At 29.7% G+C, this 14,582-nt stretch carries 13 protein-coding genes and 1 tRNA gene; all 14 read left to right on the top strand.

Annotation, left to right across the window (positions count from 1 at the left end; translation table 11 throughout):
* Positions 1-11 precede the first annotated feature (11 nt).
* Entirely contained in the window at positions 12-1,289 is a 1,278-nt protein-coding gene (locus BRSU_RS06945) for a YhfT family protein (protein ID WP_048594584.1), read from the top strand.
* A 13-nt stretch (positions 1,290-1,302) separates the two neighbouring features.
* On the top strand, positions 1,303-2,331 hold the full coding sequence (locus BRSU_RS06940) for an amidase family protein (RefSeq protein ID WP_048594582.1): 1,029 nt from the start codon (positions 1,303-1,305) through the stop codon (positions 2,329-2,331).
* Positions 2,332-2,344: 13 nt separating this feature from the next.
* Complete coding sequence (locus tag BRSU_RS06935) at positions 2,345-3,217, top strand: phosphotriesterase family protein (protein WP_048594581.1); 873 nt, start codon at positions 2,345-2,347, stop codon at positions 3,215-3,217.
* A 14-nt stretch (positions 3,218-3,231) separates the two neighbouring features.
* Positions 3,232-4,335 carry an aminotransferase class V-fold PLP-dependent enzyme gene (locus BRSU_RS06930; RefSeq protein ID WP_048594580.1) on the top strand — a complete coding sequence of 368 codons (1,104 nt, stop codon included), beginning with the start codon at positions 3,232-3,234 and terminating at the stop codon, positions 4,333-4,335.
* A 1-nt stretch (position 4,336) separates the two neighbouring features.
* Positions 4,337-5,500 carry a YhfX family PLP-dependent enzyme gene (locus BRSU_RS06925; protein WP_048594579.1) on the top strand — a complete coding sequence of 388 codons (1,164 nt, stop codon included), beginning with the start codon at positions 4,337-4,339 and terminating at the stop codon, positions 5,498-5,500.
* Positions 5,501-5,512: 12 nt separating this feature from the next.
* Positions 5,513-6,718, top strand: a complete 1,206-nt coding sequence (locus tag BRSU_RS06920; RefSeq protein ID WP_048594578.1) for a phosphopentomutase — start codon at positions 5,513-5,515, stop codon at positions 6,716-6,718.
* Between the two features lie 557 nt (positions 6,719-7,275).
* Positions 7,276-7,755: a CinA family protein gene (locus tag BRSU_RS06915; RefSeq protein WP_048594575.1), complete on the top strand. Its 480-nt coding sequence runs from the start codon at positions 7,276-7,278 to the stop codon at positions 7,753-7,755.
* 229 nt (positions 7,756-7,984) lie between these two features.
* On the top strand, positions 7,985-9,688 hold the full coding sequence (gene fliF / locus BRSU_RS06910; RefSeq protein WP_048594573.1) for a flagellar basal-body MS-ring/collar protein FliF: 1,704 nt from the start codon (positions 7,985-7,987) through the stop codon (positions 9,686-9,688).
* 57 nt (positions 9,689-9,745) lie between these two features.
* Positions 9,746-10,777 (top strand): flagellar motor switch protein FliG, encoded by a 1,032-nt coding sequence (fliG, locus tag BRSU_RS06905; protein ID WP_048594572.1) that lies wholly within the window; start codon positions 9,746-9,748, stop codon positions 10,775-10,777.
* Between the two features lie 41 nt (positions 10,778-10,818).
* The gene (gene fliH / locus BRSU_RS06900; protein ID WP_012670212.1) at positions 10,819-11,721 is read left to right on the top strand and encodes a flagellar assembly protein FliH; all 903 of its coding nucleotides are present in this window, start codon (positions 10,819-10,821) and stop codon (positions 11,719-11,721) included.
* A gap of 35 nt (positions 11,722-11,756) precedes the next feature.
* The gene (locus BRSU_RS06895) at positions 11,757-13,211 is read left to right on the top strand and encodes a FliI/YscN family ATPase (RefSeq protein ID WP_048594570.1); all 1,455 of its coding nucleotides are present in this window, start codon (positions 11,757-11,759) and stop codon (positions 13,209-13,211) included.
* Between the two features lie 31 nt (positions 13,212-13,242).
* Entirely contained in the window at positions 13,243-13,695 is a 453-nt protein-coding gene (locus BRSU_RS06890; RefSeq protein ID WP_014487560.1) for a flagellar FliJ family protein, read from the top strand.
* A gap of 20 nt (positions 13,696-13,715) precedes the next feature.
* Complete coding sequence (locus BRSU_RS06885) at positions 13,716-14,441, top strand: lytic transglycosylase domain-containing protein (RefSeq protein WP_048594569.1); 726 nt, start codon at positions 13,716-13,718, stop codon at positions 14,439-14,441.
* 55 nt (positions 14,442-14,496) lie between these two features.
* Positions 14,497-14,569: transfer RNA gene (locus tag BRSU_RS06880), tRNA-Thr, on the top strand.
* The last annotated feature ends 13 nt before the right edge of the window (positions 14,570-14,582 follow it).

The raw sequence follows: 14,582 nt of genomic DNA, 5'->3' as shown, positions 1-14,582 counted from the left end.
GAGAATAAATAATGAAATATGTAGTAGCAATTTTATTAGGTGCTTTAGCTAGTTTATTAGCAAATAGAGGTGTAGCAGTATTTAATGATGGTTTAAGACCTATTTTTCCTGAATATTTAGAGGGAAGAATGGATAGAAAAGCTTTGTTTGCCACTAGTTTTGCATTAAGTTTTGGTTTAGTTATAGGATATGGAATACCATTTTCACTAACTACTCCAATAATATTAATTCATAGTATTTTATTAGGAACTGATATTATAGGAACAATATTTCCAAAAGATAAGAAAGGTTTAGTTTTATCTGTTTTATCAGGGGGAGTATATGGATTATTAATAACAATCGGGCTTAATTGGGTTGTTGATTTATTTTCAAAATTGCCTGTTAACTTTTTGCCTTCTTTAGGTAAAGTAGGTTCTCCAATAATAGTTGCATTTTCTGTTTTCCCTTCATTAGTTGTTGGATATCAATACGGTTTCAAAAAAGGATTATTTAGTTTTGCACTTACAGTAATAATTAGACAGGTTATAGCAAAATACGGAACATTTGCTTTAAATGATAATAAAGTAGTTTTAAATCCTGACGGAATGGCTTTATTGGTGGGTATGATAATAATGATTGTATTTGCTGTAAGAGATAAAAAAGATAATACATCTAATTCTAATGAAATGCTTCTTAATATATTTGCAGAGAGAGTAAAACAGATAAAAAGCAATGTATTGATTTTAGGTTTAATGGGAGGAATCATATCATCTGCTGTAAGTCTTAATTTAGTTGCTGGAGACCCTATTTCATTAAATCTTTTAGCTGAAAATAAATTATCAGAGGCTGGATTAACTGCTTTGGCTAGGGCATTAGGTTTTATCCCATTAGTTGCTACTACTTCAATTGCTACAGGAGTGTATGCACCTGCTGGTATGACATTCGTATTTGCTATAGGAATATTTATAAGGAATCCTTTCATTGCTTTTGTAGTTGGAGCTTTAGTTATTGTAATAGAGATATTGGCTTTAGAAAATATAGCAAAATTGTTAGATAAATTTCCTGGTGTTAAAGAATGCGGAGATCAAATTAGAACATCAATGTCTAAAGTTTTAGAAATATCATTGCTTGTTGGAAGTATGCTAGCTGCCGGAGAAATGGCTCCTGGATTAGGATATTTATTTGTAGCAGGATTATATACTATAAATAAAACTTCTAAAAAACCTTTGGTAGATATAGCTGTGGGACCTGTAGCTGCAATATTGCTTGGTATATTCTTAAATATATTAAATTTAATAGGTTTATATTAAGGCTGTAAGTAAAGTGAATATAAAGATTTTATCTGGAATTTATAGAACTAATGAATTTATTGGTAAAAGTGTAAAAGAACAAAATCCAAATGTTATATTAGATTTATTTAAAATAGATTGTAAAAATTGGAAAACTTTTGGAGTAAAGAATACAACCCAAATAGACAATTCAATAATACAGATATTTTTAAATAATGATTATGTTTGGAATACTCTGGATAATTATTCAGATAGAGGACGTGCTATAGATTTAAAATTAATCAATCCTATAAGCGGAAAGATTATGTCAGGTTCATCAAGCGGAAGTGCTATTAATGTATTATATGGACTTAACACTATTTCTATTGCCACTGATGGGGGAGGTTCTGTTTTAGCTCCTGCTATATCATTAAATTTATATTCTATTTTACTTTCAGGTATAGGACTTAAAGGAAATTTAAAAAGGAAGTCAACAGATAATATAGATTTTGTACCCGGAATAGGAATAATAGCTCAGAATTTTGAAGATTTGTTTAATGCTTCGAAATTGTTTTTGAAGGAGAATTTTAATTCAGATGTTAGTAAAAAATTAAATATTTTATTAACATCTGAATTTGATTCCGGTATTATAGACAAATTAAAAGATTATGAATTAAATATTATAGAAGATAAAGATTTATTTTCTAGAGAAGATTTAATTTTAGAGTTAAATAATATTTTTTCTTCTTATGATATTTTTATTTATCTTGAAAAAGATATAGATGTTGAAGGTATTGGAGACAGCGTTTTTGGAATGATGGGAGAAAAAGCTTTATATATACAGAAAAAATCTAATAAAAAGTATATAAAAGTTTTGAATATGCTTAATTGTACGGCATTAACTATACCTACAGGAGAATTAGGTACTTCCATTGTTATAGCTGCTAAGGAAGGAAATGATGGCTTATACAATATTTTAGAAATAGCAAAAGCGATTAATCAGGAATTTCGTCCTAAACTTTTTATAGATTATTTTTTAGATTATCCATTGAAAGATAAGGATAATAGATTATTTAAAATATGAAAGGATAAATATTATGTTTAAAGATATAACATATATGCATGAACATATAACCATAGACTTATCTAAAGAAAAAAACAATATAGATTGTAAGCTAGATTTATTTGAAGATAGTAAGAATGAATTTTTAGAAATAAAAAATTTAGGTGTATCAAGAATAGTAGATGTATCAAATATCGGTATAGGAAGAGATGTTAACTATGTAATGAGAATGGAAAAAGAAACAGGCATAGATATATATATGTCTACTGGATATTATAAAGATCCGTTTTTACCAAATTATGTATCAGAATCTAGTATAGATGATCTGGCTAATATAATGATTAATGATATTGAAATCGGTATAGATAATTCTTCGAAGAAGGCTTCTTTTATTGGAGAAATTGGTACAGGTTTTGATATTGTTACTGAGAATGAGAAAAAAGTATTTATTGCTTCTGCATTGGTACAAAAAAAGACTGGAGTATTTATTACTACTCATACTAGTTTAGGTAAATTAGGACATGAACAGCTTGATATACTTAAAGAAAATGATGCTGATTTAGAACATGTTATATTGGGACATACTGATTTGGCAAATGATTTAGATTATATAAAAAGTTTGTTGGATAGAGGCGTATATATAGCTTTTGATACTATTGGAAAGATTAGTTATTTACCTGAAGAAACAAGAGTTAAATTTATAAAAGAACTTTGTGATAATAATTGGGAAGATAAATTGATACTTTCTGTAGATATAACTAGAAGATCTCATCTAAAAGTTAATGGCGGTATAGGTTATGCATATTTAATAAAAGAATTTATACCTAGACTTTTGGAAGCAGGTGTAGAAGAATCAAAAGTAAATAAATTATTAGTAGAAAATCCTAAAAAGATACTTGGATTATAATATAGGAAATAAAAATGAATACATATCCATTAGAATCTATAAAAATAGAAGAAGCAAAAGAAAAACAATTTAGATTAGTTGATATTATTACAAAACATTTTAAAGGAAGCGAAATATTAACTAGAGGAGATTTAGGAGTAGTAAGCGGTTTGAATAAGCCAGTTACTACATTAAAAGCAGAAGAAGTTATAGCAGAATTTTTTAATGCTGAAAAATGCGTTTTAGTTAGAGGTGCCGGAACTGCTGCTATAAAATGGGGATTATATAGTTTATTTGGAGATAAGGCTGTTAGAAAAATTCTTATACATAAAGCTCCAATATATCCAACAACTGAAGTGTCTTTCAAACTTATGAATATTGAAACTTTAGAAGCAGATTATAATAATTTGGAAGAACTTGAAAATATTTTGAAAAATAATCAAGTCGATGCTTCTCTAGTACAATATACCCGTCAAAGAATAGATGATTCTTATAAAATGAAAGATGTGATCAATATAATAAAGAAATATAATATTCCAATAATAACTGATGATAATTATGCTGTTATGAAAGTAAGTTCTATAGGTGTTGAATTGGGGGCAAATTTATCAGCTTTTTCTACATTTAAATTGCTTGGTCCTGAAGGAATAGGATGTTTGGTAGGAGATAGTAAGTATATCGATAAAGTTATAGCATCAAATTATTCAGGAGGCGGTCAAGTTCAAGGGCATGAGGCTTTAGATGTATTGAAAGGTCTTGTTTATGCTCCTGTATCCTTGGCTATTCAAGGTGAAGTTAATGATAGCTTATTAAATATATTAAATGATGGAAATATAAAGTTTATAAAAAAAGCATATTTAGTTAATGCTCAGTCTAAAGTTATTATTGTAGAATTTAATGAAGAAATAGCTGAAAATATTTTGAAATACTCTGAAAAACTTGGAGCTTTACCTAATCCTGTTGGTGCTGAATCTAAATATGAGTTTTCTCCATTATTTTATAGGGTTTCTGGTACTTTTATAAAAACAGATCCTACATTAAAAAAGAGAATGATAAGAATAAACCCAAACAGAGCGGGTGTAAATACTATAGTTAGAATATTGAAAGAAAGTTATGAGTTGTTAAAAAAGGCTGAATAATATGTTTTTGGATGTTGTAAGAAATAATAATTTTGATTTAATAAAAATTGCTTTAGATTTTCATAAGAGAGGATTGATATTACCTGATTCTTATGTTCTTGATGTTGATACTATTTTAGAAAATGCTGCAAGAATTTTAGAGGAAGCAAATAAAAACAATATAAAATTATATGCTATGACTAAGCAGATAGGCAGAGTACCATATATAGCTAAAAAGATTGTTGATATTGGGTATTTGGGTATTGTGGCTGTAGATTTCAAAGAAACTCAGGTGATGATTGATAATAATATAAAATTGGGCAATATAGGTCATTTGGTTCAAATACCAAACAAAATGATTGAAGAAGTTGTTAAATATGGTTCTGATATAATTACTGTTTATTCTTTAGATAAGATATTGGAAATAAATAAAGCAGCAGAAAAGATTGGAAAAGTTCAGGATATAATGATAAAAGTCATTGATAATAATGATACAATATATCCTGGTCAGTATGGTGGTTTTTATTTAGATGAGATAAAAAATCATATAGATAAGATTTTATCATTAAAAAATATTAGAATAAATGGTATTACTTCTTTTCCATGTTTTTTATATAATAGTGATTTAAATAAGATAGAAGCTACTAGAAATGTGGAAACAATACATAAATGTAACAATATATTAAATGAATTTGGTGTTAAAGTTGAACAGCTTAATATGCCGTCTACTACTTCATTAGAAAATATAAAATATATTAAAGAATATGGCGGTACACATGGTGAGCCTGGTCATGCTTTAACAGGAACTACACCATTTAATAGTAAAAATTTCGGACAGGAAAAACCGGCAATAATTTATTTATCAGAAATTTCTCATAATTTAAATTCCAAATCATATTTTTATGGAGGAGGTCATTACAGACGATCTCATATAAGTAAATTATTAGTTGGTAATGATATTAATAATTTGATGGATTTTGAAGTTAATATTCCTTCTTTAGATAACATAGACTATTATTTTGATTTTGATAATGATAATAAAAATGTTAATGTTGGTGATACTGTCATTTCTTCTTTTAGAACACAGATATTTGTTACAAGAAGTGATGTTGTATTGATAGAAGGGATAAAAAGCGGTAATCCTAAAATAGTTGGTATATACGACAGTTTAGGAAGAATAAAATAGGAGGTATTATATATGAAAAGATTTATAGTTATAGTTTTAGATAGTTTTGGAATAGGTGAAATGGAAGATGTTAAAGATGTAAGACCTCAGGATATTGGTTCTAATACCTATAGAAACGTATTAACAGGAAATAATGTTAATATTCCAAATTTAGCAAAACTTGGAATAGCTAATGCTGCTAATTTAGAAATAGATAATACAAAATTTTCTGAAGAAGCAATGTACGGTATATGTAAATTAAAACATGATGGATGTGATACATTTTATGGGCATCAGGAGTTAATGGGAACTGACCCTAAAAAACCTAAGAAAGAGGCATTTTATGAAAATATAGATATTATAGAAAATGAGTTAATAAAAAATGGTTATACTGTTGAAAGATATGGAAATGAGAGGAAAATATTAATAGTCAATAACTGCCTATCTATAGGTGATAATTTAGAAGCGGATTTAGGGCAAGTTTATAATATAACAGGAACCTTTGATAAAATTTCTTTTGATAAATTATTAGAAATTGGAAAAATAGTTAGAAAATTGGTAAAAGTTCCAAGGGTTATAACATTCGGCGGAGAAGATGTTAGTATTGAAGATATAAAAAATGCATATGAATGCAAGGATGGTGTTTTTGCTGGTGTGAGTGCTCCTAAATCTGGAGTTTATAATAAGGGATATAAAGTTCAGCATATGGGATATGGCATTAATAGTGATGTTCAGCTTCCAACAATATTGGGAAATGATGTAAATACTGTATTAATTGGTAAAGTCGCGGATATAGTAGAAAATAGATTTGGTAAATCAATATTTGCAGTTGATAGCAGATTAGTTATGGATAAATTAATAGAAGAAGTAGAAAATAATAAGACAGGATTTTTTTGTGCTAATATACAGGAAACTGATTTGGCAGGGCATCAGGAAAATGCTAAAAAATATGCTAGCGTATTAGAAATAGTTGATGAGAGATTATCCGTTTTGATGAGTCTTTTAGATGATGATGATATATTGATAATAACAGCCGATCATGGAAATGACCCTAAAATAGGACATTCACATCATACTAGAGAAATGGTACCTATATTAGTTTATAAAAATATAAAAAAAGCAAAATATATTGGTAAAAGAGAGACTTTAGCTGATATAGGTCAGACAGCTGCTGAATACTTTAATAAGAAATTACCTGATAATGGAACATCATTTTTAAGCAGTATTATTGAAGATTGATTTCGTAAATTTATTAAAACTATGTTTTATATATACAAAATATGAAACATAGTTTTAATCTATTAAATATTATACTAATTAAAACTGTATGTATTTTAATAAAAAGTGAGATGATTTCAATATATAAAATAATAATAGTAGTAAAAAATTATAATTATTTGTTTTTATTATAATTAATTATTAAATACATTTATTATTTTTTTTAATAAATTTTATTTTGGATTTAATCTTTTTGAATTTTTTTGATAATATAAATGTTATTAACATTTAAATGATGGTTTATTTGTATTTTTATCTTAAATATGCTTCAGACAAAAAATTGTAATGTATGAATTTGATAGCTTTATATATCATAATTATTTATTAATTCTTTTATAGCTTATCATTAAGTTTTTTTATTTAAATAAAAAATTATTATAAGTCAATTTCAGTAAAGTAAACTTGATATACTATAATAATTTGTATATTTGACTTTATAATTTTAAAAAAAATTTTATTTTTTATTTTTTATAATTTATTATGTTTATTAATATATACTTAAAATTAAGGTTTTTAATATGAATTATGATAAAGCTAAAGAAGTAGTTGAATTATTAATACAAAGAGGATTGAAAGTTACATCAGCAGAATCATGTACAGGCGGATTATTTGCAGCACATATAACATCAGTTTCAGGTTCATCTGAATGTTTTGAAGGCTCTTTTGTAACATATTCTAATGAAATTAAACATAAAATGATAAATGTTAGAGAGGAAACATTAGAAAAATACGGTGCTGTTAGTGAAGAATGTGTTTTAGAGATGGCAGAAAACAGCCGAAAAATAATGAAAAGTGATATATCAATAGCTATAAGCGGTATAGCAGGTCCTTCAGGAGGTACAGAAGAAAAACCCGTAGGCTTAGTATGGATATGTTTATCTGCAGAAGGATATATTAAAGCTTATAAAAATATATTTTCTGGAGACAGACAAGCTGTTAGAGAGCAAAGTGTTTTATTTTCTTTGAATTTAATTGAAAATTTCATAAAAAAATGTTAGTCTATAATAACATTAATGTTAAATAATAGAATTTAATAAAAAAATCTAAAAAGTCCAATATAAATTCAAAAAATATTATGTTTACTTGTTGACAAAAATAATTATGTAAACTAATATTCATAAAAAGAAAAAATAGTTATGTCAACTCAGAATAAACATAATTTTTTTATAAAGTAAACATAACTATATCCGATAAATTCTAAAGATAACTTTTATTAGGTGGTTTCTAATGCAGGACTTTATAAATAAATTAACAAGTCAAATAAAAAATATTTTTTCTAAGACAACAACATTGCAAAAAGCCGTGTTAATAGGTATTTTGGTAATAGGGCTTGGTGCAATAGTAGCGACAATAGTTCTCACATCTAGAAGAACAGGGACATTATTGTTTCAGCAGGCGTTGACTCAGGAAGATGCTAGAAATGTTATAGCAGTATTAGATGCTAATAACATAAGATATCAATATAGAAATGGTTTTATTACTCTTAATAGCGAAGCTGACAAGGCTAAAGCAGAATTGGAATTGGTAAAAGAGGGTAGAATGCCTACAGGAGTTGACGGATGGGAATTATTTGATGCTCCTCGTATTGGTATAACAGATGTTGAGCTTGATATTAATAAAAGAAGATCATTGACTAAAGCTATAACTCAGCTTTTAACTAAATTAGATTTCGTTCAGGAAGCTACAGTAGATTTGGCTTTTCCTAAGAAAGAATATTTAACAGATATAGATTCACCTGTTACAGCATCAGTAGTTATTAAAGCACAGCCTTTCAAAGAGGAAGTATTAAGAGACCCAAAAACAGTGAGAGGCTTGCAGCAGTTAATAGCTATGGGTGTTGATAAATTAAAACCTGAATTTGTAACAATCACAGATAGTACAGGATATGTATTAACTGATTTTACAGATGAAGCAGCTAACTTAAAATTGAAAGTAGCTCAGGAAGAGTTGAAAATAGTTGATAGAGAAAGAAAGAAAATTGAAAATAAAATAAGACAAACATTAGGAAGAATATATACAAACAGAGTAGAAACAACAATAGCATTAGAACTTATTTGGGATGATGTAAGTATAACAAATAATTTAGTTCTTCCAATAATCTTAAAAGAAGATGACCCTGCAACACCTTATGATGACAGCCAATTTACTAATAAGGTTCAGGTATCTACTCGTACAGTTACAGAGGATTGGAAAGGACAGCAATTTATACCTCAAGGTGCAGCAGGAGCAGAAGAAAATGTACCTCCAGGATATAAAGATAAAAGCGACAGATGGCAGACATATACAAAAACTGATTCACAAGATAACTATGAATTAAGTAAAAGATATGAAGCTATTAAAAAGGGAAGTTATCAGATAGGAAAAATATCAGCTGCAGTTGCTTTGGATGGAAGATGGACTAAATCTTATGATCAAAACGGAGATCCTATAATAACTAATGGAACTTCTTATGTAAGAGAATATCATCCTGTAACAGCTGAAGAAATAAGAAATGTTACTTCTTTAGTACAGGCTGCTATAGGTTATGATTTGAAAAGAGGAGACCAAGTAAGCGTAACACATATTCAGTTTGACCATTGGGATAGATTCAATGCTGAAGATGCTAAACTTATGAGAGATAGATTCATAAGAAAAACATTGATAATAACAATGATTTCTTTATTAATATTATTCGTATTAGCATTAGCAATAAGAGCTATACAGAAAGAGCTTGCTAGAAGACGCAGACTTAGAGAAGAAGAGCTTGAACGCAAACAAATGGAAATGCGCAGACAGGCTATGATGAATGCTAATGAAGAACCTATAAGTGAAATGAGTTTGGAAGATGCTGCTCGTAAGAAACTTATGGATGAAGTTATAAGAGTAAGTCATGAAAGACCTGACGATGTTGCTCAGTTGTTGCGTACTTGGATGGCTGATGATAAAAGCTAATTAAAGTTAATTTGTAAATAATAAAATTGAGTATAATAAAAATTAGGAGTATAAATTATGCCTGCAGATAAAGAAAAAGATAAAAAACAACGAGTGCTAAGCGGACGTCAAAAAGTTGCTATATTTTTAGTATCTCTGGGAATGGAAACATCTAGTGAGATATTCAAGCACTTGAGAGAGGAAGAAATAGAGCAGATAACATTTGATATTGCCAGACTTGAAAATATAGAATCCGCTGACAAGGATGCTGTATTTAGAGAATTCCAAGAGATGATGATAGCTCAGGACTTCATAACTCAAGGCGGTATAGATTATGCAAGAGACTTGCTTGAAAGATCTGTGGGTAGTCAGAAGGCTAGTGATATAATCAATAGATTAACTTCTTCATTACAAGTTAGACCTTTTGATTTTATACGCCGTACAGACCCTGCTCACTTGCTTAACTTCATACAAGGTGAACACCCTCAGACTATAGCACTTATTTTGGCTTATTTGGAAGCACAAAAAGCTGCTAGTATATTAGGAGCTTTACCTACAGAGATTCAGCCTGATGTAGCTAAGCGTATTGCTATAATGGACAGAACTTCTCCAGAGGTTTTAAGAGAGGTTGAAAGGGTACTTGAAAGAAAACTTTCTACTCTTGCTAGTGAAGACTTTACTTCTGCTGGTGGTATCGATTCTATAGTAGAAATCATTAACAGTGTTGATAGATCTACTGAGAAAAGTATCATCGAGAGTTTGGAGGAAGACGATCCGGAACTTGCAGAAGAGATCAAGAAACGTATGTTTGTATTCGAAGATATTGTATTGCTTGATGACAGAGCTATACAGAAAGTACTTCGTGAGGTTGATTCAAGCGACTTGGCTAAGGCACTTAAGAGTGTTGATACAGATGCTCAGGATAAAGTTTACAGAAACATGTCCAAACGTGCTGCTGCATTGCTTAAAGAGGATATGGACTTTATGGGACCTGTTCGTCTTAAAGACGTTGAAGAGGCTCAGCAAAAAATTGTTAATATCATCCGTAAGCTTGAAGAGCAAGGTGATATCGTTGTTGCTCGTGCCGGTGAAGATGAAATGGTTGTGTGATTTTTTAGGATAATAATTATAAAAATAATTGGGAGTAAATTATGCCAGAAAAGGTTTTTAAATCCAGAAGTATTGTTGAACTTACTCAAAAGGTTAATATTGCAGTACCTCATCATAAATCTCAGGAAGAACTTGATTATGAGGAATCTCAAGAGGAATACAGAGGTCCTTCCATTGAAGAAATTGAAGCTGAAATTGCAGGACTTAGAGCTCAATGGGAAGAAGATTTAAGAGATATGAGAAGAAAAGCTGTTGATGAGGCAGACAGAATTATTGAAGATGCTAAAACACAGGCTTTTGAGATATTTAAATCTAAACAAAATGAAGCACATGTTATTTCAGAACAGGCTAAAGTTGATGCTTCAAGAATAATACAAGATGCTAATGCTGAAAAAGAAAGAATACAAAGCGAATCAGAATCTATAAAAGATGCTGCATATAAAGAAGGATATGCAAAAGGTTATGATGAAGGTTTTGAAAAATCTTTCTCTGACAGCAATAATGATTTAATAAAATTAACAGAAAAGATGAAAAAAATCTTAGCTGAAACTATTAATAAAAGAAATGAAATAATAGATGCAGCAGAGGCTCAAGTTATTGAGGTTGCTGTGCTTATAGCTAAGCGTGTTGTAAAAATGCTGACTGAAAGAGATAAAGGTATCGTTATTAGGAATATTCAGGAGGCTTTAAGAAGAATTAAAGGCAGAACTAAAATCACTATTAGAGTTAATATTGATGATTTGGAAGTTTCTGCAAGACATAAAGATGAATTTTATCAAATGCTTGATAAGATTGAGGGCGTAACAGTATTAGAAGACCCTAATGTTGATGTTGGCGGTTGTATGATAGAAACAGACTTCGGCGATATAGATGCTAGAATAAATACCCAATTGAATGAAATAGAAACTGCTATTAAAGAAGTAGAACCTATTAAAGGTTTCTAATTATACTATAATTTATTTTAGGGCTTGATGATATTATGATAAAAGATGAAAATATAGATTTTGATAAAGAAGTAAAAAAGACATTTGAAAAGTATAGAAAAGTAGTTGATGATGTAGCTTTATTAAAATCTTATGGTAAAGTTAAAGAAGTTATAGGTTCATTGGTTATTAGTGAAGGACCATTTTGTAAACTTGGAGATATGTGCCGTATATATATGAATGATGACACTTATCTTGATGCTGAGGCTATAGGTTTTAGAAATCAAGATGTTCTTCTAGCTACTTTTGGACCAGTTAATGGAATAACTTTCGGTAATATGGTTTATTCTTTTGAAAGACCATTATCTGTTATGTGCTGTGATGAAATATTAGGAACAGTACTTGATGCAAGAGGAAAGCCGCTTGCAGGCGGAGGACATAATTTTTATGAAACTCCTATTCCAGTTTCACATAACGCCGTAAACCCAATGAACAGACCTAGAATAAAGAAACATATACAAACAGGTGTAAGAGCTATAGACGGACTTCTCACTGTTGGACAGGGACAGCGTATGGCTATAATGAGCGGTACGGGTGTTGGTAAGTCTACACTTTTATCTATGATAGCTAGAAATACTAATGCTGATGTCAATGTTATTGCATTGATTGGTGAAAGAAGAAGAGAGGTTCGAGATTTTATAGAAAGAGATTTAGGAGAAGAAGGATTAAAAAGAAGTGTATTGATAGTTGCTACAAGTGATGATGCACCACTTTTGAGAGTACGTGCTGCATATACCGCTACTACAATAGCTGAATACTTCAGAGATAAAGGCAAAAATGTAATGTTTATGGTTGACTCTGTAACACGTTTTGCTTTGGCTCAAAGGGAGATAGGACTTTCAAGAGGTGAGCCTCCTACAACTAGAGGTTATACTCCTAGTGTATTCTCTGAACTTGCTAAACTTTTGGAAAGAACTGGTACTTCAAATAAAGGTTCTATAACAGCATTTTACAATGTATTGGTAGAAGGTGATGATTTAGATGAACCTATTACAGATGCTGTTAGAGGTATATTAGACGGACACATAGTTTTATCTAGAGATTTAGCTAACAGAGGACATTTCCCTGCTATTGATGTTAATAAAAGCATATCTAGAATTATGAATGAAGTAGTTTCTAATATGCATAAGAGAGCAGCAAGAGAATTTTTAAAAATGAGTGCTGACTACAATGAAGCTAAAGAACTTATAATGATAGGCGGTTATGCTAAAGGAAGTATGCCTGAGGTTGACAGAGCTATTGATTATAAGCCTATGATGGATAGATATTTACAGCAGGACGTTTATGAAGTTTCAAGTTTTGCTGATAGTAAAGAGGCTCTTTTATCTATGTTCTATTCTCAGGAAGAGATAGAAGAAGATTTAGTAAACAGCGGAGATGTAAAAAAAGCAGCTGACAGAACAGATATTTCCGACAATGTAGAATATGCTAATGATGTTGTAATATTGTAGAAAAAAGATAATATAAATTGTTGGTAATATTATGAAGAAATTTGATTTTAAACTTGAGCCTTTATATAAACTTAGAAAGAATATAGAAAAGCAAAAACAAGCTGAAGTAGCTGAGGTTTCTGCCCTATATAATAAAGAAAGAGATGGAAAAGATGACTGCATTTCAAAAATCAATGATGGTATAAGAATCGTTGATAGTATGGAAGATAATAATGAAATGCTGACTATGAGTATTTATCTTGGAGAATATATAAGTGCTTTGAATTCTCAGATAGCTATTCATGAAGATAATATGGCTGAAATAAGTGTGGAACTTAGAAAAAGGCAGGAAGTTTTGCAGGAGGCTTCAAGGCAAAGAAGAGCTGTTGAACTTTTAAAAGAAAAGAAATTATTAGAATATAAAAAATTAATGAATAAAGAAGAACAAGCTAAGCTAGATGAATGGAAGAAGGAATATGTTTCTAGCGATGCTTATGAATATTGATAAAATTAAGAGGTATTATTATGATAGAGTCTGTACAAAGAATACATGCTAGAATAGGTGAGATTCAGGACACTTTTAATAAATTAGGTTTTGCTCCTATTAATACTCAGCTTCCTACTAAACCTTTTGCAGAGCATTTAAATGAGGCTATGGCTGAAAATAATACTGAAAACAAAATAAATAATATTGATGGTTCTATTATTAATGATACTAATAAAAAATTAGATAATGGAAAAGTAATTAGCGGAGATACTTCTTCTGATGCTTTTAAAGGAAATATATCTTTCGGTGTTTATGATGGTAATACAAATAATTTTGCTAAGGCTATAAATGCTTATAAAAAAGCTTCAGTAGAAAGTTTCCCTACTAAATATGATGATATAATTAAAGAGGCTGCTGAAAAATATTCTTTGCCTGAAAATTTGATAAAAGCAGTTATAAAGCAGGAATCAAATTATGTACCTACTGCTGTTAGTCATAAAGGTGCTGTTGGTTTGATGCAGATAATGCCGCAAACAGGTGTTGGATTAGGTGTTACTGATACAGAAATGCTTAAAGACCCATATACTAATATAATGGCTGGAAGCAGATATTTATCACAGATGTTAAACAGATATGATGGAAGACTTGATTTATCTTTGTCTGCTTATAATGCTGGACCTGCTTTGGTAGATAGATTACAGAGAATTCCTAATATAGAGGAAACTCAAAACTATGTTAAAAACATTATAGGATACATAAAGTAAGTTAACATATTACTTGACTTTTTTATTCTGTAATTTTATAATATTTTACAAATTTGCCCGCTTAGCTCAGTAGGTAGAGCATCACCATGGTAAGGTGAGGGTCGTCGGTTCGATCCCGATAGCGGGCTTTTGTTCACTATT

Source organism: Brachyspira suanatina (assembly GCF_001049755.1).
Classification (GTDB): Bacteria; Spirochaetota; Brachyspiria; order Brachyspirales; family Brachyspiraceae; genus Brachyspira; species Brachyspira suanatina.
Note: the sequence above shows the minus strand (reverse complement) of the source record. Positions and strands in the feature narration are given on the sequence as shown.